This window comes from Collimonas fungivorans Ter331 (assembly GCF_000221045.1).
Taxonomy (GTDB): domain Bacteria; phylum Pseudomonadota; class Gammaproteobacteria; order Burkholderiales; family Burkholderiaceae_D; genus Collimonas; species Collimonas fungivorans_A.
In genome coordinates this window covers 516,971-541,005 of the sequence record NC_015856.1, presented here as the reverse complement: position 1 = coordinate 541,005, position 24,035 = coordinate 516,971, and the positions used below count along the sequence as shown (strand labels likewise).

The following is a 24,035-nucleotide window of genomic DNA, read 5'->3' as shown; positions in this document are numbered from 1 at the left end:
TATGTCGTATTTTTCATACAAGAATGGCGTCCTGCACGCTGAAAACGTCGCGCTGACCGCTATTTCGCAGCAATTTGGCAGCCCTACCTACGTTTACTCCAAAGCTGCGCTGACCGCCAATTTCTTGGCCTACGCGAACGCCTGCAAGCAACACAGCCGCCAAGCGGATGGCGCGCTGATCTGCTATTCGGTCAAATCCAACTCCAACCTGGCGGTGCTGCAGTTGCTGAACCAGCTCGGCTCCGGTTTCGATATCGTCTCGGGAGGCGAATTATTGCGCGTAATCGCCGCCGGCGGCGATCCGTCCAAGGTAATTTTTTCCGGCGTCGGCAAATCGCGCGAGGAAATGCGCCTGGCTTTGTCGCATGACATTCTCTGTTTCAACGTGGAGTCGGTGCCGGAGCTGCACCGCCTGAACGAAGTCGCCGGCGCCATGGGTAAACGCGCGGCCATCTCGCTGCGCGTCAATCCCGATGTCGACGCCAAGACCCATCCCTACATCTCGACCGGCCTCAAGGAAAACAAATTCGGCGTGGCCTACGACGAAGCGCTGTCCTGCTACCGCACCGCCGCGGCGCTGCCGTACATCGACGTCGCCGGCATCGATTGCCACATCGGTTCGCAGCTGCTGGATGACGCACCCATGCTGGAAGCGCTGGACAAGCTGATCGAGCTGGTCGACCAGCTCGCCAGTGAGGGCATCCATTTGCACCACCTGGATATCGGCGGCGGCATCGGCATTACCTATGACGATGAACAGCCGGTGGTGATCGGCGACTACCTGGGCCGCCTGTTTGCCCGCATCAACGCCTGGCGCGAGGAAAAATACCAGGGCGCGCCGATCAAGGTGATGTTTGAACCGGGCCGCTCGATCGTCGGCAATGCCGGCATCCTGCTGACTGAAGTGCAGTACCTGAAACATTCGGAAGCCAAGAATTTTGCGGTAGTGGATGCTGCCATGAACGACTTGATGCGGCCGGCATTGTACGAAGCCTGGCATGGCGTGCAGACTGTCAGCCAGCGCAGCACGGCGCCCCAGGTGTACGACGTGGTCGGGCCGGTGTGCGAATCGGGCGACTGGCTGGCGCGCTGCCGTTCGCTGGCGATCGAAGCCGGCGACCTGCTGGCGCTGATGTCGGCCGGTGCTTACGGCATGACCATGTCTTCCAACTACAACACACGCGGCCGCGCGGCTGAAGTGATGGTGGACGGCACGCAGGTGCACCTGATCCGGCAGCGCGAGAATCCAGCCGACCTGTTTACCCTGGAATCGCTCATATCGCCCTAAGCCGAAGGGAGACAGGAAGACCATGCGACAGTTCTTGCTCAGCGCCATATCTTCCTGTTTCCTGATCCAGGCCGCACACGCCGCCCATCCGCTGGTGACCGACGATACCAGCACCCAGGACAGCGGCAACCACCAGATCGAACTGAACACCGACTGGCTGCGCCAGGATGCCATCCATAGCCACGTAGTGAATTTCACCTACACCTACGGCTTGCTGAAAAATCTCGACCTGTATGCCAATCCGCCGGCGACCTTGTCCAGTCCGTCGGGTATCAACGACGTTGCGCTGGGCGTTAAATGGCGCTTCCTGGAAAACGGGGATTTCAGCCTTGGCCTCAAACCGGAGCTGACGCTGCCCAGCGGCGATCCGGAGCGGGGGCTGGGCCATGGCCGCAGCAGCATGTCCTTGACGCTGATCGCCAGCTACCAGATCGATTCCTGGGCTTTCAGCGGCAACCTGGAAGCCTTTTACAATCGCTATCGTCTCTTGAGCGATCAGCAGGCCAACCGCACCATGGTGTGGCGCGCTTCCGCCTCTGCGCTGTATGCGCTGGATCCGAAGTGGAGCCTGGTGTTCGACGGCGGCATCGTCAGCAATACCGAGCGCGCCAGCGACAGCAGCGGCGACCGCCACGCCAGCAGCAATCCCGGTTATGTCCTGACCGGTGCGATCTATTCTCCGAATCCCAATCTTGACCTCGATGCCGGCATCAAGTTCGGCCTTGGCTGCGGCGCCTGCGCGGCGCAGATCCAGCGTCAGGTCGGGGTAGGCGTTACCTGGCGCTTCTGAGCCGAGGTCTGCTGGCTGCTGCGGCTACGTAATGCGAAGTACACCCGCACCAGCAGCAGCAAGGCGACGATAGTGCCGAACACAATCGGCTTTTCGAAATTATGCTTGCCGGCGCGCATCCACCAGAAATGCAAGATGCCCAGCATGGAAATCGCATACAGGCTGCGGTGCAGCCACTGCCAGCGTTTGCCTCCGAGGCGGCGGATCATGCCGTTGGTGCTGGTCAGCGCCAGTGGTATGAGCAGCACGAAAGCAATGAAGCCGACGGTAATGAACGGGCGCTTGACGACGTCCTTGAGCATCTCGCCGACGTCGAAGAAATGATCGAACCAGAGGAATGTCGTGAAATGCAGGCAGGCATAAAAGAAGGAGAACAGACCCAGCATACGCCGTAATTTGATGAGCCAGTTCCAGTTGGTGAAACGCCGCAGCGGCGTCACCGCCAAGGTGAGGCACAGGAAATAGAGCGTCCAGTCGCCGCTGCTGCGCGTGATGAATTCGATAGGATTGGCGCCCAGGCGGTCGGTAAAGCCGAACAGCAGCAGCCGCGCCGCCGGCAGCAAGGCCAGTGCGAACAGGAAGGCTTTCAGGAACTTGAATTGCCTGGGCGTCGGATTGAACATGCTGCGCGCTCTCGCTCTCTGTGCCGCTCTAGAAGAACTTCTTCAAGTCCATGCCGGCATACAGCGGAGCAACTTCATTGTAGCCGTTGAACATCAGGGTCTTGCGCTTCTTGGTAAAGAAACCGTCTTCGCCGATGCGGCGCTCGGTGGCTTGCGACCAGCGCGGATGATCGACATCCGGATTGACGTTGGAATAAAAACCGTACTCGCGCGCGGCGGCGATATTCCAGGCCGTGCGCGGCTGTTCCTTGAGGAAGCGGATCTTGACGATCGACTTGGCCGATTTGAAGCCATACTTCCAGGGCAGCACCATGCGCACCGGCGCGCCGTTCTGGTTCGGCAATACCTGTCCGTACATGCCGAAGGTCAGCAGGGCCAGCGGATGCATGGCTTCATCCATGCGCAAGCCTTCGATATACGGCCATTCCAGCACCGGCGCACGCAAACCCGGCATCTGGCGGTTATCGGCGAGGGTTGTGAATTCAACGTACTTGGCGTTGCCGGTCGGCTCCACTTTCTTGATCAATGCAGACAGGGAATAGCCGATCCAGGGAATCACCATCGACCAGCCCTCGACGCAGCGCAGCCGGTAGATACGCTCTTCCAGCGGCGCCAGTTTCAGCAAGCTGTCGATATCCAGGGTCAGCGGTTTCTTGACTTCGCCTTCGATGGCAATGGTCCATGGCCGTGTTTTTAATGTCCCGGCATTTTCGGCAGGATCGGTTTTTTCGGTGCCGAATTCGTAGAAATTGTTGTAGGTAGTGGCGTCCTTGAAAGGCGTCGCCTTGTCCATCACCACATATGCAGGATTGGCCTTCGCCGCCAGTTTCTGGGCGCCGCTGGCCTGGGCCCAGGCCTCGCCCGCCGCCAGTTCCAGCAATCCGCCCGCGCCCGCCGCGCCCACGGCAAGTTGCCGCATGAAGCTGCGGCGCGATTCAAATACTTCACGCGGCGTGATTTCAGAAGAAAACGGAAGATCGATTCCGTTGGGGCGACGATAGAGCGGCATGTGCATCTCCGGCAAAATTGTTGAGGCTGATAATGCTTAGTCGGGCCAGCCGACGATTCCTTACAAGGACAAGCCAGAAACCTGCCGGCCCGGTTTACCCTGCGATATTGATATGCTCGTGCAATTCCGCCAGCCGGCAAATCACTTTAGCCTGTTTCGGCAGCTTCGCTTCGACCTCCTCCGGCTGCAAGGCGAATACCTGCATGCCGGCCGCCACGCCGGCCTGCACGCCGGGCAGGCTATCTTCCACTACGGCGCAGCGCGAAGGTTCGACGCCCATGGTCCTGGCGGCATGCAGGAACAGGTCCGGCGCCGGCTTCCAGGAACCTACGTCGTAGGCGCTGAAAATGCGGCCTTCGAAATAAGGCCAGAGGCCGGTGACGCTGAGCGACACCTTGATCTGGTGCAACGGCCCGTTGGAGGCCATGCAAAACGGCACTTTCAGCGATTGCACCAGTTCCAGCGCGCCTTCGATCGGCTGCAGGCGCTGGTGCAGCGCCGGTGCGATACGGTCGCGCAGGATCTTGGCGAAATCGGCCGGCAGCGAGCGGCCGAACATCTGCTCCAGCTCGGCCACGCAATCGGCCATGCGGCCGCCCTTGAAGCGCGCCAGCGCCACCTCGGCCGACAGCGGCATGTCCAGCTCGGCCAGGTAGTCCACCATCACCTCGGTTGCCACCGTCTCGCTGTCAACCAGCGTACCGTCGCAATCGAAAATCACTAAATCTACAGCTGCGGTTTCCTGCTTTGCCATCTGATCAAAGTTCTCCGTACGAATGCAGGCCGGACAGGAACATGTTCACGCCGAGGAAAGCAAAGGTCGTCACCAGCAGGCCGATCAGCGCCCACCAGGCTGCAACCTGGCCGCGCAGGCCCTTCATCAGCCGCATGTGCAGCCAGGCCGCGTAGTTGAGCCAGACGATCAGCGCCCAGGTTTCCTTCGGATCCCAAGACCAGTAGCCGCCCCAGGCTTCGGCCGCCCACAGCGCACCGAGAATGGTGGCGATGGTAAAGAAGGTGAAGCCGACCGCGATCGCCTTGTACATGACGTCGTCCAGCACTTCCAGCGCCGGCAGGCGGTCAACCAGGTAGCCATGCGATTTCAGCAGGTAAGCCACCGCCACCATCGCCGACAGCGCAAACGTGCCGTAGCCGATGAAATTGGCCGGTACGTGGATCTTCATCCACCAGCTCTGCAGCGCCGGCACCAGCGGCTGGATTTCGGCGGCGTCGCGCGACACCATGTACCACAGCAGGAAGCCGACCGCGGCCGAAATCACCAGCAGCACGAACGCGCCCAGCTGCCGGGTGCGGTAATGCTGTTCGTAGTACAGGTAAAACAGCGCGGTGATCAGACTGAACAGCACGAATACTTCATACAGGTTGGAGATAGGGATATGGCCGATATCGGCGCCGATCAGGTAAGACTCGTACCAGCGCACCAGCATGCCGGTGAAGCCCATCACCACCGCCGCCCAGCACAGCTTGGAGCCGATCGATGCGCCAAAGTCAGAGCGCGTGACCAAGCCGCCCCAGAAGAACAGGGTCGACAGAAAAAACAGCGTGCTCATCCACAGGATCGCCGACTGGCTGGAGAGCATGTATTTCAGGAAGAATTTCTGGTTGGCCATGTCCAGCACGCCGCCATACATGGCGATCGCCGACAACGACAGCAGCGCCAGCAAAGCCATCAGCCAGCGCACCGACTTCCAGTGCCAGCCGAGCCAGGAGAACGTCGGCGCGGCCAGCAGCAGCACGCCTTTTTCGTAGTAGTCCATATGGCTGCCGTAGCGGTTCAGGGCGAACAGCGATGCCGCCACCAGCGCCACGGCGAACAGCCAGTCGAGCACCGACAGGCGCTTGATAAAGCTGCTGGGTGGGGAATACGTTTGCGTCAGTTCCATCATTTTCTCCATATCGTTCCGCTACTGCGCCGGAGGCGCAACGGAACTCTTGTCTCTGCCTGCCTTGCCCTGCAATCCTGCTGAACCAGCCATCTATGCTTCAGACTGCTTTAATTGTGTTCTTAACACTTCAAATTCTTTTTCGAAATCCAGCGTCTTGCGCTGCGAACTCATCGCCATCAATGCATGCGACTGCCCCGTCGCATCCTTATCCGGACGGATCCACACCCACAGCCTGCGCTCCCGCACATACAGCATCGAGAACACGCCCAGCACCAGCAGCAGGCAGCCCAGGTACACCACCTTCTTGCCCGGCGAACGGGTGATCTGGAACACCGAGGCCTTGATCTCGTCAAAACCGGTCATTTGCAGATATACAGGCGCATTATAGAAGCTTGCATCCGACAGTGCATTGGTAGCCAGCTGCAGGAAGCGGGCGTGCTTTTCATCGGCCGGTAGTTCTTTCAGGCCATCTTTCTCCCGCGCAACCTGCCACAAATCCCACATGCTGCCGTTGAGGATCTTCATGAAGATGTCCGCGGCTTTCTCTTGCTCCTGCGGCGGCACCTGCTCCAGGAACTTGGAAATCGCCAAATATCCTGCCTGTCCGCCCGCCTGTTTGTCGTTGCCCGCAAACAGGGACAAGCCGCGCGTGGCCGATTGCTCCAGCTGGACGCGCAGGGTGGCGATGCCCTCGCGGCTTTCGGGAATCGCGCGCTGGGCATAACGATGCGCCGCCGCCTGGCGCAGCTCCGGATTCAGCAGCGCTGCCCGCATGCGCATCCACTCTTGCACGGTGTCCTCGTCATCGGCGGGGATGCGCAGATAGCGGAACGGCTCGTCCGGCGTGTCGCGCACCCCGGCCAGAAACACATAGGCATCGTCGACCTTGATCGACTGCATGTAATTGCTGAATTCGCGCGCCTGGCCGGTCTTGTCGCGCAGTTTGTACTGCACGCTAGGGCCGACATTCCTCAAATCCTTCTTGTTGGCGCTTTTCGCCGCATTGCCAAGGTGGCTGCTCAGATCCTCGCCCAGGCGCTGGTTGAGGCTCTTGGCCTTGGTCACGGCGCGCAGATCGTCACCCGACTGCGCCATATTTTCCACGTTAAACGGACGGAAACCAGACCATTCAATCGTATAGTCGGTATTGCCGTTATTGACTAACGGCGTGGTGCCGTTGACTTCGCCGCTCACCGGGAAGCTGGCTGTGCCGGCGCCGGCCATCGGATAGGCGGTCAGCTTGAGTTTGCTGCCGCCGTCTTCGAAGCTCGACTGGTAGACCGCGATGCCCTTGTAGATCAAGGGCTGGTTGACCTTGATGGTGGCCGCGAAAGTATGGCCGTCGGCGTTGTCCCGGATCACGACTTCGCTGGCGAACAGCTTGGGCATGCCGGTGCTGTAGAAATCGATGATGAATTTCTTGAGCTGGATGGTGAACGGCAAATCCTGGATCATCACGCCGTCTTTTTGCGGGATGATGGCGGTGCTGCTGGCCGAGCCTTCCGGGATCAGGGTATTGCCGCGGAAGGTGGGATTGCCCAGCCCGAGCCTGTGCTCTTCCGGGATCTGGGCGATGATGCCGTTGCCGTTGAACGGCGTTTTGCCATACAGCCATTGCTGGGCGCGTATCGGCAGGTCCGAATCCAGCAGGCCGCCGATGCAGATGATCACGATCGCGCTGTGGGCAAAGATGTAGCCCCATTTATTGGCGGCGCCCTGCTTGGCGCTGATCAGGGTGGCGTTGTCTTTCGCCATCAGCTTGGTCTTGTAGCCTTTGGCGGCAATCCGTTCCGCCAGCTGCCGCGCCAGTTCGGCCGGCGCCGTGGCCGAAGTCCATTCCGCCTTGTGGTGGAAGTTGCGCAGCGACTGTTCGCGCACGTTTTCACGCCAGCTGCGCACGTCTTTGATCATCTTCGGCGCATTGCGCGCGATGCAGAGGGAAGTCGAAATCACCAGGAAGGTCATGATCAGCAGGAACCACCAGGATGAATACACCGCATACAAACCCAGCTTGCCGAACACCTCGAACCAGAACGGACCGAACTGGTTGACGTAGTTCGGCATCGGTTCATTCTGCTTGAGAACCGTGCCGATCACCGAGGCGATCGCGATGATCGTCAGCAGGCTGATGGCGAACCGCATCGACGACAATAATTCCACCGCGTCGGCCAGCCAGCGCCGGCTGGTTTTCAACTGGATTCCCGCGGTAGTTATCTCGTCGACCTTGATTTCGTTGTTACTAGTGCTCATAGCCAATTTGTCTTTTTGAAAAGAAAAAGGGGCGGCCTAGGCCACCCCTGAATTCGCGAACTATTATTATTTTCTTATCTCAGTCCGGCGATGTAATCGGCAACTGCCTTGATTTCATCATCCGACATGCGCTTGGCGATCGTCGCCATCATCGGGCCGTTCTTGCGGGCGCCGCTGCGGAAGTTGGTCAGCTCGGTCACCGTGTAGTCCTGATGCTGGCCGCCGATGCGCGGGAACTGGGCCGGAATGCCGGCGCCGTTCGGGCTGTGGCAGCCGGCGCAGGCCGGAACGCTCTTTTCGGCAATCCCGCCGCGATAGATTTTCTTGCCCAGCGCCAGACTATCCTTGTCCTTGGCGGCGCCCGGCTTGGCCGGCTGCGCATCCAGGTAGGCGGCGATGTTTTTCATTTCATCGTCGGTCAGCAGTTTGGCCAGCGGCGACATGATCGGGTTGCTGCGGTCGGCGCCCTGGAAATTGGTCAATTGCTTGTGGATGTATGCCGCATGCTGGCCGCCCAATTTCGGGTTGGCGCTGATGGTCGAGGCGCCTGCCGCTCCGTGGCAGGAGACGCAAGCGGTGATGTTGCGCGCTGCGTCGCCATTGGTATACAGTGCTTCGCCCTTGGCTGGATCCGCTTTGGCAGGCCCGGCGGGTTGAGTCTTCGGCGCATCCGCCGCATGGGCAACCGAGGAAAACGCAAGCACTGCAACGAAGAAAGATGTCACTACTGGAAAAAACGCACGGTTCATTCAAACACCCTGAGACTTGATTTTAGAATTCGGTGGCGACGAAGCTGGCCGGCTAAGCTACATCAGCTGATCGCCTGGCTCCCAAAGGCCATCAGCTACGTAAAGGTAATGCTAAGCGGAACAGCAGTACATAACCCCTTATTGTACAATAGCTTTCCGGCATTTTTGCCTCCCCTTACCGCATTTTCTGCTCAATCCATGTCCCTACTTTGGCAAGCCCGCTTCTTTACTACGGTCAATCATCTTCGAGACTTGCCAACTTTGCAAGTCCCCGAGATCGCTTTCGCCGGCCGTTCCAACGCCGGCAAATCGACCGCCATCAATCTTTTGTGCAATCAGAAGAAGCTGGCTTTTGCATCTAAAACACCTGGCCGTACCCAGCACATCAATTATTTTTCGATAGGCGGCGCCCATGTCGCCCAGCATCGCAAGGATGAAACCAAGATCGACGAGATCCGCGCCTTGCTGGTCGACCTGCCCGGTTATGGCTATGCGGAAGTGTCCGGCTCGGCCAAGCTGCACTGGCAGCAATTGCTCGGCGACTATGTACGCCGCCGCCAGCAGCTGGCAGCGCTGGTGCTGATCGTCGACTCGCGCCGTCCGTTCACTGAACTCGATGTGCAAATGGTGGAATGGTTTGCGCCTACCGGCAAGCCGATTCATTGCATCTTGAGCAAATCCGACAAGCTCAACCGCAACGACGCCACCAACGCGCTGCGCCAGGCCCGTACTTTCCTGGCAAGCTATGTCGATGAAAACAATCAGCAGCTGCCGTTTACCGCGCAGCTGTTCTCAGCGCTGAACCGCAGCGGGCTGGAAGAAGCGAATGACCGTATCCTGGAATTGGCTGGCCTGACAGACGCCGCCGGCGATATGCCTGACGCAACTGCTGCGGGCGCCGGCGAAGAGGAAGTTTAGTAACTGCGCTAAACATAAAAAAGCCCTGGAGAAAGGGGAATATCTCCAGGGCGCAATGCCTTATCACCAAAAGCGATACGGCCCCGCTCAGGGAGGGAAGCGGGAGGCGAATGATGCACCTATTGCTAGGAGAAGGACTGACCCGAAAAAGTTCACGACTTTTTTATTTTTCGGCGAAAATATTAGCGAAGCAAGCTGCAAGCTCGCTTTTCACCCACCTGACGTCTCAGAAACCGACATGCCACATTCTCAGAAAACCGCCCAGTTTCCAGCCATCCGCATGCGCCGCATGCGCAAAGATGCTTTTTCGCGCGCGATGATGCGGGAGAACACCATCACCACCGCCGACCTGATTTACCCAGTCTTCATACTGGATGGCAAGAATCAGCGCGAAAAAATCAATTCGATGCCGGGAGTTGAACGTCTGTCAATTGATCTGCTGTTAAATGTGGCAGAAGAATGCGTGGCATTGGGAATTCCAGTCATCGCTTTATTCCCTGTCATCAATCCATCGCTGAAAACCCCGGACGGCATCGAAGCCACCAACCCGCAAGGCTTGATCCCGCGCGCGGTGCGCGAACTGAAACAGCGCTTCCCTGAACTCGGTATCCTGACCGACGTCGCCCTCGACCCCTACACCAGCCATGGCCAGGACGGCGTGCTGAATGCCGACGGTTATGTGCTCAATGACGAAACCTGCGCCATCCTGGTCAAGCAGGCGCTGACCCAGGCCGATGCTGGCGTTGATATCGTTGCGCCTTCCGACATGATGGACGGCCGCATCGGCGCCATCCGCCATGCCCTGGAAACCCACCACCACATCTATACCCGCATCATGGCGTATTCGGCCAAGTACGCTTCGGCGTTTTACGGCCCGTTCCGCGATGCGGTGGGCTCGTCCGCCACGCTTGGCAAGAGCAACAAGAACACTTACCAGATGGACCCGGCCAACAGCAACGAAGCCTTGCATGAAGTCGCGCTGGACCTGGCCGAAGGCGCCGACATGGTGATGGTCAAGCCCGGCATGCCCTACCTGGATATCGTGCGCCGCGTGAAAGACGAATTCAAGGTGCCGACCTTCGCCTACCAGGTCAGCGGCGAATACGCGATGATCAAGGCTGCCGCCCAGAACGGCTGGCTTGACCATGACAAGACCATGATGGAAGCCATGCTGGCGTTCAAGCGCGCCGGCGCCGATGGCGTGCTGACGTATTTTGCGCTGGATATTGCCCGCCACCTGAAAAAAGGCTGAACGCCGGCTATTTGAAAAGGGCCGTGCCGGATTGCAAAAGCACGGCCCTGTTTTCCATCGAGTGCATCGACGACATTACTACTCAGCAACGTCGTCGAATATGCCTGCAAAATCTCCTTACCTGCTCCAAATCCCTCCTTTTTGCATCCAGGCCACAATAATTACAAGTTCATGCATTTAGGTTTGACTGCATAGACGATAATAATTATCATTCACGTCTTTATCCCCGGTCAGCCATCTTCTCAAACCCGATTACGTCGCGCTGCGAGCAAGACCAGCCAGCGCCAGCATTTCCCCTACCCGCAAAGAAATATAACAATGACCTCGTTCAAGCGTCCTCACCACCTTATTGTCAGCCGCTGTTCGGCAGCGGTCGCGCTCGCTTTCCTGAGCCTGCCTGGATTGGCCCAAACCGCAGCCGCTCCGGTCGCCGCCGACGATGCCAGCACTTCGACGCTGGAATCGATCCAGGTCAGCGCCGACTGGCTCGGCAGCGGCCTGCAAAACAGCGTGAAACGCTTTCCGGGCGCACGCACCGTGGTCAGGAAAGAAGAAATCGAAAACAGCGGCGCTTCCAATATCGGCGACGTGATGCGCCGCATCCCCGGCGTGCAGTCGACCGATAACTCCGGCACCGCCGGCAGCGCGATCTCGCTCAATATCGGCGTACGCGGACTGACCGGGCGCTATTCGCCGCGCTCTACCGTGCTGCTGGACGGCATCCCGATGGCGGTCGCGCCCTATGGCCAGCCGCAACTGTCGTTTGCGCCGGTCAGCCTGAACAACATCGAAGCGATCGACGTCGTGCGCGGCGGCGGCGCGGTGCGCTATGGTCCGCAAAACGTCGGCGGCATCATCAATTTCAAGACACGTTCGATTCCAACCGAACCCGGTTTCAACGGCGATGCCAGCGTACGCTACAACAGCTATAGCGGCGGCGAATCGCAAGAGTCGAACAAGCAATACAGCGCATTCGTCGGTAGCCAGCTGGACAACGGTCTTGGCCTGGCGCTGCTGTATTCCGGTTCCGACGGCTCCAGCTGGCGTACCGGCAGCCGCGAAACGGTCAACGATTTTGCGCTGAAATTGCGCTACCAGCTGACACCGGCCTCTGAGTTCTACGGCAAAGTGTCCTACTACGACGTCAACTCGCGCACGCCCGGCGGCCTGACCGTGGCGCAATACAATGCCGATCCTTTCCAGAACACGCGCCCTACCGATTACTGGAGCGGTACGCGCAAAGGCATCGACGCCGGTTATCTCAACACGCTGTCGGCCACTCAGGAATTCGAAGTCCGCACCTACTACAACGAAAGTTTCCGCCAAAGCGTATTGATCTCCGGCGCCAACCTGGTGCACCAGCCGCGCAATTACCAGGTGCTGGGCATCGAGCCGCGCTACACGCAGCGCTTCAACCTGGGCCAGACCACCAACGATGTCTCGGTCGGTTACCGTTATGTCCGCGAACGCGGCAACGACAATAGCTTCAATGAGGCTATCGCCAGCGGATCGCTGATGCCGCAGACCAGGTTCAACAACGCCACCGATGCCCATGCCGCCTATATCGACGACAAGATTTCGTTCGGCGCATGGCGCATCACGCCGGGCGTGCGTTTCGAACACATCAACTCTACCCGCGACGACCTGAAGGCGCGCAGCACCTACCAAACCACCAACAACAAGGCCCTGCCGTCGCTCAATATCGCTTACCTGCTGACGCCGGACCTGACCTTGTTCACCAACTACACCACCTCGTTCGGACCGGTGCAGAACCTTCAGCTGAACTCGCAGTCGGCGACCAATCCGCTGATCCCGGAACTGGCGAAAACGGTGGAAGCCGGCGCCCGCTGGAAGAACCGCCAACTGTCGGCCGAGGTGACGGTATTCGACATGCGCTTCGATAACCAGATCCAGCAGGTTGCTGGGACAGTGCCGGCAACCTTCATGAACATTGGCAAAACCAAGCACCAGGGCATTGAAACCGCAGTCGACTATTCCTTCGACAAAGCCGGCAAACTGGCCGGCCTGAACCTGTACGCCAACTACAGCTACACCCGCGCGCTGCAGGAATCCGGAGCGACGCGCGGCCTGGATGTGCCGTTCTATTCGCGCAATACCGATACCGTCGGCTTGCGCTACCAGAGCGGCCCGTGGGGCTTCAACCTGTCGAGCACGCATCAAAGCAAACAGTTCGCCGACAACGCCAACACCATCGCCGAAAGCGCGGACGGCAGCAATGGCGAGATTCCCGGCTTCCGCACCTGGAATACCCAGCTCGACTGGAAAGTCCCGGGCGCCAAGGGCTTCGACATCCTGGCAGGCGTCAACAACCTGACCGACAAGCGTTATTACACGCGCAACGTCGACAGCAACGCCGGACGCATGGTCGGCGCACCGCGCATGGTGTACGTGCAAGGCCGCTATGCGTTTTAAACGGACCGTGATATAGCGGCGCTTGCCGCACGCAGCGCAAAAATGGAAGCCCGGCCCGGCTTCCATTTTTTTTGTCGAGGAAACCCTCCTCCTGCATTGCCTGGGCTTTCGGTTACCATGCAAAACAACAACATCGATCGCGGCAAGCGACAGGAGACAAAGATGCAAGAGAAAGTGATTACCCTGGCGACGCCGGTATTCTTTTTATTGATATTCATCGAGCTGGCCGTCGGCCTGCTGCGGCGGCGCAATACCTACCGCCTCAACGATGCGATCAACAGCATCAGCCTGGGCGTCCTGAGCCAGGTCAGCGGCGTGTTCATGCAAGTGTTGCGGATCGGCATCTACGCCTGGCTGGCGAGCCACATCGGGCTGTTCAAGCTGCCGGCGGACAGTCTCTGGGTATGGCTGTCCGGCCTGCTGCTCTACGACCTGTGCTACTACTGGCTGCACCGCTGCGGCCATGAAGTCAACGTCTTGTGGGCAGCCCACGTGGTGCACCACCAAAGCGAAGACTACAATCTTTCCACCGCCCTGCGCCAGACCAGCAGCGGTCCGTTCCTGAGCTGGATCTTTTATGTGCCGATGGCAGTGCTCGGCTACCCGGTGGAAGTGTTTGCCGCCGTCGCGCTGATCGACCTGCTGTACCAGTTCTGGGTGCACACCCAGCAGATAGGCAAACTGGGATGGCTGGACCGGGTGCTGGTGACGCCGTCGAACCATCGCGTGCACCACGGCGTCAACGATATTTACCTGGACAAGAATTACGGCGGCATCCTGATCCTGTGGGACCGCCTGTTCGGCACCTTCATCGAAGAGCGCGACCAGGACCCGGTGGTGTACGGCACCCGCAGCCCCCTGCGCAGCTGGAACCCGGTCTGGGCCAACTTTGAAGTCTATAAAGTCCTGTGGCTGGATGCCTGGCGCGCGCAGCGCCCGGGCGACAAGCTGCGGGTCTGGCTGAAGGCGCCGGGCTGGCGTCCGGCCGACGTCGCGGCAAAATGGCCGGGCACATCTTTCGATATCGCCCGGCCGCTGTATCATCCGCAGCTAAGCCTGGCCGCCCAGGTCTACTGCCTGGTGCAATTCAGCATCGTGCTGCTGGTCACCACGCATTTCCTGGCGGCGCAGGTCGCCATGTCATGGCCGCTTGGGCTGGCTTACGCGGCCTGGCTGGCGGCAGGACTATGGATAGTCGGCGGCCTGATGGAGATGCGCCCGCGTTACGCTGCCCTGGAAGCATTGCGCCTGGCCGCGACCGGCGCCGGGGTGGTAATCGGCAAGGTCTGGTTTGGTGGGGTATCCTTGTCACCGTTGCTGCAGGGCGCCGTCATTACCGTATCGCTGGTGTCGATGATCGCTCTCTGGCTCATATTTAAACGCTTCTCGACAACGCATGGACATCTTTCTCATCAGTGACAACCAGGTCAGCCAAAGCAAGGAAATACCAGATACCGTCCCGGTCAAAGGTTTCCTCTGGATCGACGCCACCCACGAAGAAGTAGGCGCCGATCCGGAAGCCTGGCGCAACGCCATCACGCTCGCCACCGGCGTGCAGATCTACGATCCGCACATGACGGATACGCTCAACCCCAACCATCCTTCGTATTTCGATTCGACCCAGGATTACGGCATGGTGGTGTTTCGCAAGCTCGTGCTGAACGGCCATCCTCGCACGACTGAAAACGGCGTGCCGATTGCCGCCGACAAGATTGCTGCGCCACCCGCCACGGCGGCCGAAAGCGAAGCCAGCAAACGCCGGATTCCCGCAGCCTTGAGCAAGCTGGCGACGCAGCCGGTGACTTTCCTGATCATGGACCATGCGCTGGTCACCGTCCATGAACGCGCCAGCCGCACCATCGATGCGGCGCGCGCGCGTCTGCTGGACCTTTGCAACAAGACTGAAAAGACGCCGCACTCGACACGTCCGCCGACCTCACCGGAAGATCTGCTGCTGCGCCTGATCAATGCCATGGTCGACCAGTACCTGGACCTGCGCCAGCCGCTGACGACGCAGCTGGACCGCTGGCAGCGCGCGCTGCTCGATCCGCGCCGGCCGTTCAAGGACTGGATGGCGCTGCTGGATGCGCGGATTGAATTGCGCAAGCTGGAAAACCTGTGCGAAGAGCAGCACGACGCCATGCAGGAGCTGCGCGACTACTTCGTCGATATCGACGACGGCGTTGAAATCAGCCGCGCCAAGGACCTCCTGCTGGTGCGCATCAACGACGTGATGGAACACATAACGCGCGTGCTGAATCACGCGCGGCGACTGGAATCGTCGATCGAATCGGCAGTGCAGATCCATTTTTCCGCGGTGGCCCACCGCACCAACGAGATCATGCGCACGCTTACCGTCATCACCGCGCTGTTCATGCCGCTGACCTTGATCACCGGGATTTTCGGCATGAACTTCAACGAAATGCCGCTGCTGAAAAACAATGCCGGATTCTGGATCACGATGGGCAGCATGGTGGTGATCGTGATTGGCATGCTGGTGTTCTTCCAGCGCCGCCGTTACCTGGAGAGCCAGGCGCTGGAACGGCGCTGAGCAGTCTCCTCGGACAATAAAAAGCCCCGTTCTCGACGGGGCTTTTTCATTTTCAGGTCTGGCAAACCGGCGGTTACATCAGTCGCGGTTAGGCTGCGGAGTCAGGCGCAGATAAGGACGGATCGCCTTGTAGCCTTTAGGGAATTTCTGTTTCAGGACTTCGGGATCCTGCAGCGATGGAACGATCACAACGTCTTCCCCGTCTTTCCAGTTTCCTGGCGTGGCGACCGAATAATTATCGGTCAGCTGCAAGGAATCGATGACACGCAGGATCTCGTCGAAATTGCGCCCGGTGCTGGCCGGATAGGTGATGATCAGGCGCACTTTCTTGGCCGGGTCGATCACGAACAGCGAACGCACGGTGGCCGTTGCGCTGGCGTTCGGATGGATCAGGTCATACAATTCCGACACCTTGCGGTCGGCATCGGCGATGATGGGGAAACCAACCACGGTGTTCTGTGTTTCGTTGATATCCTTGATCCATTCCTGATGCTTGTCGGCAGGGTCCACGGACAGTGCGATCACTTTGACGCCGCGCTGTTCAAACTGCGATTTCAGCTTGGAAGTCAGGCCGAGTTCGGTGGTGCAGACCGGCGTGAAGTCGGCTGGATGTGAAAACAACACCACCCACGAATCGCCGGCCCAGTCATAGAAATTGATCTTGCCGAGCGAAGAATCCTGCTCAAAATCGGGGGCAACGTCGCCGAGGCGTAAAGTCATTTCAGTCTCCTTTGGATTGCATGGGGGATTGCGCGAGGATTGCAAAAACGCATCGAACTAAAACTATAGCCCTACGGCGGCTACAGCCTAAAGAATTTTATCGACTATCTACATAACCGCAGGTTAGATACAAAACGGCCGCAATAATTTATAAGTTGCCGCTTAAAGTTGTGCAATATAGCAATCAGCTATTCAGAACTGACAACGATCGCAAGAACTTATCAGCGTCCTGGTAGCCGATAACCCGCCCCTGAGGCACTTCCCGCCCTTGCCCGTCAAAGAATATGATGCCGGGCGGGCCAAACAGATTGAAACGCTTGAGCATGGCCTTGTCGTCCGCGTTGTTGGCGGTGACGTCGATTTGCAGCAATATCATTTCGCCGAAGCGCGCTTGCACCCGCGGGTCGGTGAAAGTGAATTTTTCCATTTCCTTGCACGATACGCACCAGTCGGCATAGAAATCCAGCAATGCCGGTTTGCCATTGGTCTGGGCCAGGGCTGCGTCCAGCTCGGCTACCGATTTGACTCGGACAAATTGCGCATGCGCGCTTTGCTGCGCTCCGCCCAGGTGCGCCAGCGGCGCCAGCACATCGCGCCCGCCGCTGATGCCGCCGACCAGCTGCACCACGCCGCACACCATGAACACCACGCCGAAGGCCTTGGCGAACCAGGCAGACGACCTGCCCCACAACAGGAATGCGCCGTAGCCTATGCCTAGCGCCGCCCAGCCCAGCATCTGCGCCAGCACCGGAATCACCGGCGCCACCATCCACAAGGCCACCGCCAGCATCAGCACGCCGAAGAACCGCTTCACCGACTCCATCCAGGCGCCGGCGCGCGGCAACAGGGAGCCGGCAGAAATGCCGACCAGGATCAAGGGCACGCTCATGCCGACCGCCATCGCAAACAAGGCGCTGCCGCCGATCACCACATCGCGGGTCTGGCTGATATACACCAGGGCGCCAGCCAGCGGCGCCGCCACGCATGGTCCGACAATCAATGCCGAAATCGCGCCCATCACAAACACGCCGATCAGCTTGCCGGCCGATTGCTGGCCGGAAGCTTGGGTCAGCCTGGTCTGGAATGCCGCCGGCAGCTGCAGCTCATAGAAACCGAACATGGATAGCGACATCAGCACCATCAGCAAGGCGAACGCCGACAGCACCCAGGGATTCTGCAGGGTGGCGGCCAGGCCTTCGCCAGCCAGGCCGGCGGCAACGCCCAGCGCGGTATAGACCAGGGCCATCCCCAGCGCATAGGTCAGCGACAGCAGGAACCCGCGGCGGCGGCTGACCTTGGTGCCCTCGCCGACAATGATCGACGACAGGATAGGCACCATCGGCAGCACACACGGAGTAAACGCCAGGCCCAGGCCGAGCAGCAGGAACAAGGGCATGATCACCAGCAGCTTGCCGCCATTCAGCGAAGATTCGATGCGCCCGCTCTCGGTATCGGCAGGAGCCGACGAGATCGCGCCTCCTGCGGCCTGTGCCGCCGCCGCAGGGCCATTGCCGGTTGCGGACGTTGCCTGCGGCGTATCGATGGCGCCGCCGCTGCCTTTGGCGATGCCCATCGCGCTCAGCAGCCCACCGCTGACGCTGGCGGCGGTTGTAGACAGGCTGACGCTGGAATCCATGGGCGGATAGCACAAGCCCTTGTCGGCGCAGCCCTGGCCGGTGGAAATCAGCGTGAAGCTGCCGTTGGCTTCGACCGGCAAGCGGATGGTGACGCTGTGGTGGTAAGTCTCGACATTCTTGTTGAAGGTCTGGTCGAACTTGACGGTGCCGGCCGGGATCTGCGGTTCGCCCAGCGTTGCGCCTTCGGCCTTGAAGTGGAAACGTTCGCGATACATGTAATAACCGTCGGCAATCGCGTAGGTCACTTCGGCTGTCTTGGCATCGGCCATGCGTGCCGAAAACTTGAACGCCACTTCCGGCGCCAGGTAATCGTCTTCCTCGGCATGCGCCACGGTAAACGCGAACAGCATGGCGAACAGCACAGACAATTGCTTGAGAGACTTAAACATTCACGTCCTTTTGGGTTTCTGCAGTAATCCAGTTCAAGTAGGCCGGCAAGCCAGCCACAATCGGTAGGGCAATTATTTCCGGTACGGCATACGGATGAGCGGCCTTGATCGCGCTTTCCAGCTCCGCATAACGATGTGCCGCGGTCTTGATCAGCAAAGTCGTTTCAAGCGCTTGCTCCACCTGGCCTTGCCAGCGATAGACGGATTGCACCGCCGGCAGGAGATTGACACAGGCCGCCAGCTTGCGTTCCACCAGTTGCTGCGCCAATGCCTGCGCGCCGGCGAGATCGGGCAAGCTGGTGAGTATAAGCAAGGCATCTGACATAGTCGAACTCTTTGATCTATCCTTACAGCACATCAGGCGCGCAGAACGCAAAAAAGCCAGGCTAAGCCTGGCTTTTGATTTTAACGCAGCTTGGATACTTAAGCTTAGTCAGCTGTCGGTACTTCAGCGCCGTCGCTGATTTCCGGACGGTCCATCAGTTCGATGTAAGCCATAGGCGCGTTATCGCCAACGCGGAAACCCATTTTCAGGATGCGCAGGTAGCCGCCGTTACGGTTTGCGTAACGTGGGCCCAGTTCAGCAAACAGCTTCAGGACCATTTCGCGGTCGCGCAGGCGGGCGAATGCCAGGCGCTTGTTTGCCAGGGTGTCGGTCTTGCCCAGTGTCAGGATCGGTTCGATCACGCGACGCAGCTCTTTTGCCTTAGGCAATGTGGTCTTGATTGCTTCGTGACGCAGCAGCGAAACAGTCATGTTGCGCAACATGGCGAGGCGGTGGGAAGAAGTACGATTTAATTTACGAAGGCCGTGACGGTGACGCATGGTAATTCCTTTCAGTTTTTGAGTTTACATCCAGCTCTTCGATCGACTTTGGCATTGCCAGGTCGCGGGCCGGTTGAAATTAATACAACGATAGATGCTACGGGCTTAAAACAAGCCCAGGGGCGTGATTCTATCTCACCCCCGGGCGAACAACAAATATTACTTTTCCAGGCCTGCAGGCGGCCAGTTTTCCAGCTTCATGCCCAGTGTCAAACCACGGGATGCCAGGACTTCCTTGATTTCGTTCAAGGACTTGCGGCCCAGGTTTGGCGTCTTCAGCAGTTCATTTTCGCTACGCTGGATCAGATCGCCAATGTAGTAAATGTTTTCTGCTTTCAGGCAATTGGCCGAACGTACTGTCAGTTCCAGGTCGTCGACCGGACGCAACAGGATAGGATCGACTTGCGGTGCGCGCGATGGAGCTTCGGCAGCAGCTTCGGTGCCTTCCAGCGCAGCGAACACGTTCAACTGGTCAACCAGCACGCGTGCCGATTGGCGAATCGCTTCTTCCGGAGTGATCACGCCATTGGTTTCAATGTTGATGACCAGCTTGTCCAGGTCGGTACGCTGTTCCACGCGCGCCGATTCAACAGCGTAGGAAACACGGCGGACCGGCGAGAACGATGCGTCCAGGATGATGCGGCCGATGGTCTTGTTGGCATCTTCCGTCAGGCGACGGACGTTGCCTGGCACATAGCCGCGGCCTTTTTCAACCTTGATCTGCATGTCGAGTGCGCCACCGGCAGTCAGGTGGGCAATCACGTGATCCGGATTGACCAGTTCAACGTCATGCGGCAGATCGATGTCGGAAGCCAGCACTGCGCCTTCGCCATCTTTTTTCAGGGTCAGCGTGACTTCGTCACGGTTATGCAACTTGAATACGACACCCTTCAGGTTCAGCAGGATGTCGACTACGTCTTCCTGCACGCCGTCGAGCGACGAGTATTCGTGAACCACACCGGCGATCGTCACTTCAGTCGGCGCATAGCCAACCATCGACGACAGCAGCACGCGACGCAGCGCATTGCCCAGCGTGTGGCCGTAACCACGTTCAAACGGTTCCATCACGACTTTAGCGTGGCCGGCACCCAGTGCTTCTACTTCGATAATACGTGGCTTCAACAAGCTGTTTTGCATGAAATGTCCTTTTCAATACCCTCGGCTCGTTACACCGATAAGGCTGATGGCATTAAGGGCGCCGCCGACAATCGCTAGGAGAGTCGGAGGCACCCTGATGAAACGGCCGTACCTGGAACCAGGCGCGACCGAAAAACTAAAATTAACGCGAGTACAGTTCGACGATCAGCGATTCATTGACATCGTTAGCGATTTCGTTGCGGTCTGGCAAGGACTTGAAAGTACCTTCCATTTTCTTCGCATCAACCGAAACCCACGATGGCATGCCGCCTTGTTCAGCCAGCGACAGCGCTTCAACGATACGCACTTGCTTCTTGGCCTTTTCGCGAACAGCGATCACGTCGCCGGTCTTGACTTGGTAAGAAGCAATGTTGACGACGTTGCCGTTGACGGTGAACGCCTTGTGCGAGACCAATTGACGGCCTTCAGCACGGGTCGAACCGAAGCCCATACGGTATACGACGTTGTCCAGACGCGCTTCCAGCAAACGCAGCAGTGTTTCGCCGGTGTTGCCCTTGCGACGGTCCGCTTCAGCGAAATAACGGCGGAACTGGCGTTCCAGGATGCCGTACATACGCTTGACCTTTTGCTTTTCGCGCAATTGGTTGCCGTAGTCGGAGGTACGTGCACCGGAGGTACGGCCATGCTGACCTGGCTTGGAATCCAGTTTGCACTTGGAATCCAGCGAGCGGCGTGCGCTCTTCAGGAACAGGTCCGTGCCTTCACGGCGGGAAAGTTTTGCTTTAGGTCCGATATAACGTGCCACGATGCTTCCTTTTAAAAATATGACGCCGAGACATTACTGTCTTTTGCGGCCGGAATCTCCGGCCTGGCGCTAGTCTGATTTACCTTCAACCAGACAGTGGGCTTAAGAACAAAACCCGCCAAGGTCATTGGCGGGTTACTTGCATACGCTATTGCTGGGCAATAACGAAATCTGTACAGATTTAGATACGACGACGCTTTGGAGGGCGGCAACCGTTATGCGGCACTGGAGTGACGTCTTGAATCTGGGTGATCTTGATACCCAGGTTGTTCAACGCACGAACTGCGGACTCACGACCAGGACCTGGGCCCTTGATACGCACTTCCAGGTTCTTCACGCCACATTCCACAGCCACTTTACCAGCGGCTTCGGCTGCAACCTGCGCTGCAAATGGAGTCGACTTGCGGGAGCCTTTAAAGCCAGCGCCACCAGATGTCGCCCACGACAACGCGTTACCTTGACGATCGGTAATCGTGATGATGGTGTTGTTGAAAGACGCGTGGATGTGCGCGATGCCTTCAGCAACGTTCTTTTTAACTTTTTTACGCACACGTGCTGCTGCGGCGTTATTTGGGGACTTTGCCATAATAATTTCCTTGAATCCGACTACCTAAATGAAACGATCAGTTGCCACGGTGAGGTGGCAGCCCGATTATTTCTTCAGCGATTGAGCGGCTTTGCGCGGGCCCTTGCGGGTACGTGCATTGGTACGAGTACGTTGGCCACGGCAAGGCAAGCCTTTGCGATGACGCATACCACGATAGCAACCCAGATCCATCAAACGCTTGATGTTCATCGACAGTTCACGACGCAGGTCACCTTCGACGACGAATTTTGCAATTTCGTCGCGCAGCTTTTCCAGCTCGTTATCGTCGAGATCTTTGATCTTCTTCGTAGTCAAAATACCCGTGCTGTCGCAAATTTCTTGTGCGCGTGGGCGGCCAACACCGTAGATGGCTGTCAAGCCGATGACGGTGTGCTGATGATTGGGGATGTTGACCCCTGCAATACGTGCCATTCGTTATTCCTCGATCAATAACGTTAATTAACCTTGGCGCTGTTTATGGCGCGGTTCCGTACAAATGACGCGAACTACGCCTTTGCGCTTAATGATCTTACAGTTGCGGCAGATCCGCTTGACTGATGCGAGCACTTTCATTTTTGCCCTCTTTCGTTCTAGGTTCTAATTGCTGTTACTTGGTACGGAACACAATCCGTGCCCGGCTTAAATCATAAGGTGTCAATTCCACTGTCACCTTATCTCCTGGCAGGATGCGAATATAGTTCATGCGCATCTTGCCAGAAATATGACCGAGGACGATATGTCCGTTTTCCAACTTGACTCTAAATGTTGCATTGGGGAGATTCTCAAGAATCTCGCCTTGCATCTGGATAACGTCGTCTTTTGCCATTCGGTCTACTGGTTCCTCTGGTCGTTCATCTCAACTTACCGCGTCGAAACGCCGCCCTTGAAATTTGCCTTACGCAGCAGCGAATCATATTGCTGCGACATCACGTAATTCTGTACCTGTGCCATGAAGTCCATGGTGACCACTACGATAATCAACAGCGATGTACCACCAAAATAGAACGGTACCTTCCAGCGAGCGATCAAGAATTCCGGAACCAGGCACACTACCGTGATATAGACCGCGCCAACCAGGGTCAGGCGCATCAAGATCTTGTCGATATAACGCGCAGTCTGCTCACCTGGACGAATCCCCGGCACAAACGCGCCGCTTTTCTTCAGGTTGTCTGCCGTTTCCTTGCTGTTGAATACCAGCGCAGTATAGAAGAAGCAGAAGAACACAATCGCAATCGCATACAGCAAGGCATGAATCGGTTCGCCTGGCGCCAGTGAAGCCGCCATATCCTTGAGGAAGTTGACTACCGGATTGGTTGAATCACCGGAAGTAAACCAACTCGTGATTGTCGCAGGAAACAAGATGATCGAGGAAGCGAAGATTGGAGGAATTACACCAGCCATGTTCAGCTTCAGCGGCAAATGACTGCTTTGACCGCCATAAATCTTGTTGCCCACTTGACGCTTGGCATAATTCACCAGAATCTTGCGTTGACCACGTTCAATAAATACCACCAGGTATGTCACGCCAGCCGCGATCAGACAAATCAGGATCGCCGACAGGGCACTCATGGAACCGGTACTTACCTGTCCGAACAAACCACCGATCGCATTTGGCAAACCAGCTGCGATACCTGCAAAAATGATGATCGAGATACCATTACCAAGACCACGCTCGGTAATCTGTTCACCCAACCACATCAAAAACATTGTTCCTGTTACCAGCGTCACAACTGTCGTGAAGCGGAAAGCCAAGCCTGCATCCAGCACCAGGCCAGGTTGCGATTCCAGTGCTACAGCAATCCCCAGGGCCTGGAACGTCGCCAGCAACAGCGTACCGTAACGGGTGTACTGGGTAATCTTGCGACGACCGGACTCGCCTTCTTTCTTCAACGCTTCCAGCTGAGGCGACACAATCGACATCAATTGCATCACGATCGATGCCGAAATATACGGCATGATTCCCAGCGCAAATACGGTGAACCGCGACAACGCACCACCAGAGAACATGTTGAACATGCCCAAAATGCCGCCCTGGTGCTGCTTAAACAATTGCGCCAACTGCGATGGATCAATTCCCGGTACGGGAATGTGAGCACCAATACGATATACAACCAATGCAGCAAGCAAGAACCACAGACGGCCCCAAGGGAAGCCGCTCGCAGCACTCTTTGCAAGTTGGGGAGATGTCGCCAATTATTGCTCCAT

At 58.0% G+C, this 24,035-nt stretch carries 24 protein-coding genes; 7 read left to right on the top strand and 17 right to left on the bottom strand.

The window, feature by feature from the left end; translation table 11 throughout:
• Position 1: 1 nt before the first annotated feature.
• Positions 2 to 1,288 carry a diaminopimelate decarboxylase gene (lysA, locus tag CFU_RS02330; protein ID WP_014004436.1) on the top strand — a complete coding sequence of 429 codons (1,287 nt, stop codon included), beginning with the start codon at positions 2 to 4 and terminating at the stop codon, positions 1,286 to 1,288.
• 22 nt (positions 1,289 to 1,310) lie between these two features.
• A complete protein-coding gene (locus CFU_RS02325) occupies positions 1,311 to 2,078 on the top strand; it encodes a transporter (RefSeq protein WP_014004435.1) in 768 nt (255 codons plus the stop codon).
• On the opposite strand, the gene CFU_RS02320 is transcribed toward CFU_RS02325, so the two are convergent.
• The 6 genes from CFU_RS02320 to CFU_RS02295 form a co-directional block, all read right to left on the bottom strand.
• Entirely contained in the window at positions 2,045 to 2,701 is a 657-nt protein-coding gene (locus CFU_RS02320; protein ID WP_014004434.1) for a sulfite oxidase heme-binding subunit YedZ, read from the bottom strand. The two genes, CFU_RS02325 and CFU_RS02320, sit on opposite strands and share 34 nt — an antisense overlap.
• 28 nt (positions 2,702 to 2,729) lie before the next feature.
• Positions 2,730 to 3,710 (bottom strand): protein-methionine-sulfoxide reductase catalytic subunit MsrP, encoded by a 981-nt coding sequence (msrP, locus tag CFU_RS02315; protein ID WP_041741105.1) that lies wholly within the window; start codon positions 3,708 to 3,710, stop codon positions 2,730 to 2,732.
• A 94-nt stretch (positions 3,711 to 3,804) separates the two neighbouring features.
• A complete protein-coding gene (locus tag CFU_RS02310) occupies positions 3,805 to 4,464 on the bottom strand; it encodes an HAD family hydrolase (protein WP_014004432.1) in 660 nt (219 codons plus the stop codon).
• A gap of 4 nt (positions 4,465 to 4,468) precedes the next feature.
• On the bottom strand, positions 4,469 to 5,614 hold the full coding sequence (ccsB, locus tag CFU_RS02305) for a c-type cytochrome biogenesis protein CcsB (RefSeq protein WP_041741104.1): 1,146 nt from the start codon (positions 5,612 to 5,614) through the stop codon (positions 4,469 to 4,471).
• A gap of 93 nt (positions 5,615 to 5,707) precedes the next feature.
• Complete coding sequence (locus tag CFU_RS02300; protein ID WP_050808453.1) at positions 5,708 to 7,867, bottom strand: cytochrome c biogenesis protein ResB; 2,160 nt, start codon at positions 7,865 to 7,867, stop codon at positions 5,708 to 5,710.
• A 74-nt stretch (positions 7,868 to 7,941) separates the two neighbouring features.
• Entirely contained in the window at positions 7,942 to 8,616 is a 675-nt protein-coding gene (locus CFU_RS02295; RefSeq protein ID WP_041741103.1) for a c-type cytochrome, read from the bottom strand.
• A 198-nt stretch (positions 8,617 to 8,814) separates the two neighbouring features.
• Here CFU_RS02295 and yihA point away from each other — a divergent pair, with 198 nt between their 5' ends.
• The 5 genes from yihA to CFU_RS02270 all read left to right on the top strand — a co-directional run bounded on the left by yihA (position 8,815) and on the right by CFU_RS02270 (position 15,770).
• The gene (yihA, locus tag CFU_RS02290; protein ID WP_041741102.1) at positions 8,815 to 9,534 is read left to right on the top strand and encodes a ribosome biogenesis GTP-binding protein YihA/YsxC; all 720 of its coding nucleotides are present in this window, start codon (positions 8,815 to 8,817) and stop codon (positions 9,532 to 9,534) included.
• Between the two features lie 238 nt (positions 9,535 to 9,772).
• On the top strand, positions 9,773 to 10,786 hold the full coding sequence (hemB, locus tag CFU_RS02285) for a porphobilinogen synthase (RefSeq protein WP_041741101.1): 1,014 nt from the start codon (positions 9,773 to 9,775) through the stop codon (positions 10,784 to 10,786).
• Positions 10,787 to 11,104: 318 nt separating this feature from the next.
• Positions 11,105 to 13,219 (top strand): TonB-dependent receptor family protein, encoded by a 2,115-nt coding sequence (locus CFU_RS02280; RefSeq protein ID WP_014004426.1) that lies wholly within the window; start codon positions 11,105 to 11,107, stop codon positions 13,217 to 13,219.
• 162 nt (positions 13,220 to 13,381) lie between these two features.
• Positions 13,382 to 14,638 carry a sterol desaturase family protein gene (locus tag CFU_RS02275; protein WP_041742932.1) on the top strand — a complete coding sequence of 419 codons (1,257 nt, stop codon included), beginning with the start codon at positions 13,382 to 13,384 and terminating at the stop codon, positions 14,636 to 14,638.
• Positions 14,616 to 15,770, top strand: a complete 1,155-nt coding sequence (locus CFU_RS02270; protein ID WP_014004424.1) for a magnesium transporter CorA family protein — start codon at positions 14,616 to 14,618, stop codon at positions 15,768 to 15,770. The genes CFU_RS02275 and CFU_RS02270 overlap by 23 nt, the downstream gene beginning before the upstream one ends.
• A 78-nt stretch (positions 15,771 to 15,848) precedes the next feature.
• Here CFU_RS02270 and CFU_RS02265 read toward each other — a convergent pair whose 3' ends face one another.
• The 11 genes from CFU_RS02265 to secY all read right to left on the bottom strand — a co-directional run bounded on the left by CFU_RS02265 (position 15,849) and on the right by secY (position 24,023).
• On the bottom strand, positions 15,849 to 16,490 hold the full coding sequence (locus CFU_RS02265; protein WP_014004423.1) for a peroxiredoxin: 642 nt from the start codon (positions 16,488 to 16,490) through the stop codon (positions 15,849 to 15,851).
• A 184-nt stretch (positions 16,491 to 16,674) separates the two neighbouring features.
• The gene (dsbD, locus tag CFU_RS02260; RefSeq protein WP_014004422.1) at positions 16,675 to 18,516 is read right to left on the bottom strand and encodes a protein-disulfide reductase DsbD; all 1,842 of its coding nucleotides are present in this window, start codon (positions 18,514 to 18,516) and stop codon (positions 16,675 to 16,677) included.
• On the bottom strand, positions 18,509 to 18,841 hold the full coding sequence (gene cutA, locus CFU_RS02255) for a divalent-cation tolerance protein CutA (protein WP_041741100.1): 333 nt from the start codon (positions 18,839 to 18,841) through the stop codon (positions 18,509 to 18,511). The genes dsbD and cutA overlap by 8 nt, the downstream gene beginning before the upstream one ends.
• A 104-nt stretch (positions 18,842 to 18,945) precedes the next feature.
• Positions 18,946 to 19,341 (bottom strand): 50S ribosomal protein L17, encoded by a 396-nt coding sequence (gene rplQ / locus CFU_RS02250; RefSeq protein ID WP_014004420.1) that lies wholly within the window; start codon positions 19,339 to 19,341, stop codon positions 18,946 to 18,948.
• Positions 19,342 to 19,500: 159 nt separating this feature from the next.
• On the bottom strand, positions 19,501 to 20,478 hold the full coding sequence (locus CFU_RS02245) for a DNA-directed RNA polymerase subunit alpha (protein ID WP_014004419.1): 978 nt from the start codon (positions 20,476 to 20,478) through the stop codon (positions 19,501 to 19,503).
• 142 nt (positions 20,479 to 20,620) lie between these two features.
• Positions 20,621 to 21,244: a 30S ribosomal protein S4 gene (gene rpsD / locus CFU_RS02240; RefSeq protein ID WP_014004418.1), complete on the bottom strand. Its 624-nt coding sequence runs from the start codon at positions 21,242 to 21,244 to the stop codon at positions 20,621 to 20,623.
• Between the two features lie 181 nt (positions 21,245 to 21,425).
• Positions 21,426 to 21,830 (bottom strand): 30S ribosomal protein S11, encoded by a 405-nt coding sequence (rpsK, locus tag CFU_RS02235; RefSeq protein WP_014004417.1) that lies wholly within the window; start codon positions 21,828 to 21,830, stop codon positions 21,426 to 21,428.
• 66 nt (positions 21,831 to 21,896) lie between these two features.
• Complete coding sequence (gene rpsM / locus CFU_RS02230) at positions 21,897 to 22,262, bottom strand: 30S ribosomal protein S13 (protein ID WP_014004416.1); 366 nt, start codon at positions 22,260 to 22,262, stop codon at positions 21,897 to 21,899.
• Between the two features lie 27 nt (positions 22,263 to 22,289).
• Positions 22,290 to 22,403, bottom strand: coding sequence for a 50S ribosomal protein L36 (rpmJ, locus tag CFU_RS23600; RefSeq protein WP_014004415.1), 114 nt, complete (start codon positions 22,401 to 22,403; stop codon positions 22,290 to 22,292).
• Positions 22,404 to 22,437: 34 nt separating this feature from the next.
• Positions 22,438 to 22,656 (bottom strand): translation initiation factor IF-1, encoded by a 219-nt coding sequence (gene infA, locus CFU_RS02225; protein ID WP_014004414.1) that lies wholly within the window; start codon positions 22,654 to 22,656, stop codon positions 22,438 to 22,440.
• A 35-nt stretch (positions 22,657 to 22,691) separates the two neighbouring features.
• On the bottom strand, positions 22,692 to 24,023 hold the full coding sequence (gene secY, locus CFU_RS02220) for a preprotein translocase subunit SecY (RefSeq protein ID WP_014004413.1): 1,332 nt from the start codon (positions 24,021 to 24,023) through the stop codon (positions 22,692 to 22,694).
• Between the last annotated feature and the right edge of the window lie 12 nt (positions 24,024 to 24,035).

Bases quoted from the DNA above. Each gene is read 5' to 3' on its own strand.
- ccsB (WP_041741104.1), bottom strand. From the start codon at position 5,614: ATGGAACTGACGCAAACGTATTCCCCACCCAGCAGCTTTATCAAGCGC.
- CFU_RS02275 (WP_041742932.1), top strand. From the start codon at position 13,382: ATGCAAGAGAAAGTGATTACCCTGGCGACGCCGGTATTCTTTTTATTG.
- CFU_RS02270 (WP_014004424.1), top strand. From the start codon at position 14,616: ATGGACATCTTTCTCATCAGTGACAACCAGGTCAGCCAAAGCAAGGAA.
- CFU_RS02265 (WP_014004423.1), bottom strand. From the start codon at position 16,490: ATGACTTTACGCCTCGGCGACGTTGCCCCCGATTTTGAGCAGGATTCT.
- infA (WP_014004414.1), bottom strand. From the start codon at position 22,656: ATGGCAAAAGACGACGTTATCCAGATGCAAGGCGAGATTCTTGAGAAT.
- CFU_RS02310 (WP_014004432.1), bottom strand. From the start codon at position 4,464: ATGGCAAAGCAGGAAACCGCAGCTGTAGATTTAGTGATTTTCGATTGC.
- CFU_RS02325 (WP_014004435.1), top strand. From the start codon at position 1,311: ATGCGACAGTTCTTGCTCAGCGCCATATCTTCCTGTTTCCTGATCCAG.
- msrP (WP_041741105.1), bottom strand. From the start codon at position 3,710: ATGCCGCTCTATCGTCGCCCCAACGGAATCGATCTTCCGTTTTCTTCT.
- CFU_RS02245 (WP_014004419.1), bottom strand. From the start codon at position 20,478: ATGCAAAACAGCTTGTTGAAGCCACGTATTATCGAAGTAGAAGCACTG.
- CFU_RS02295 (WP_041741103.1), bottom strand. From the start codon at position 8,616: ATGAACCGTGCGTTTTTTCCAGTAGTGACATCTTTCTTCGTTGCAGTG.
- rpmJ (WP_014004415.1), bottom strand. From the start codon at position 22,403: ATGAAAGTGCTCGCATCAGTCAAGCGGATCTGCCGCAACTGTAAGATC.
- rpsK (WP_014004417.1), bottom strand. From the start codon at position 21,830: ATGGCAAAGTCCCCAAATAACGCCGCAGCAGCACGTGTGCGTAAAAAA.
- rplQ (WP_014004420.1), bottom strand. From the start codon at position 19,341: ATGCGTCACCGTCACGGCCTTCGTAAATTAAATCGTACTTCTTCCCAC.
- hemB (WP_041741101.1), top strand. From the start codon at position 9,773: ATGCCACATTCTCAGAAAACCGCCCAGTTTCCAGCCATCCGCATGCGC.
- dsbD (WP_014004422.1), bottom strand. From the start codon at position 18,516: ATGTTTAAGTCTCTCAAGCAATTGTCTGTGCTGTTCGCCATGCTGTTC.
- rpsM (WP_014004416.1), bottom strand. From the start codon at position 22,262: ATGGCACGTATTGCAGGGGTCAACATCCCCAATCATCAGCACACCGTC.
- lysA (WP_014004436.1), top strand. From the start codon at position 2: ATGTCGTATTTTTCATACAAGAATGGCGTCCTGCACGCTGAAAACGTC.
- CFU_RS02320 (WP_014004434.1), bottom strand. From the start codon at position 2,701: ATGTTCAATCCGACGCCCAGGCAATTCAAGTTCCTGAAAGCCTTCCTG.
- cutA (WP_041741100.1), bottom strand. From the start codon at position 18,841: ATGTCAGATGCCTTGCTTATACTCACCAGCTTGCCCGATCTCGCCGGC.
- CFU_RS02280 (WP_014004426.1), top strand. From the start codon at position 11,105: ATGACCTCGTTCAAGCGTCCTCACCACCTTATTGTCAGCCGCTGTTCG.
- CFU_RS02300 (WP_050808453.1), bottom strand. From the start codon at position 7,867: ATGAGCACTAGTAACAACGAAATCAAGGTCGACGAGATAACTACCGCG.
- yihA (WP_041741102.1), top strand. From the start codon at position 8,815: ATGTCCCTACTTTGGCAAGCCCGCTTCTTTACTACGGTCAATCATCTT.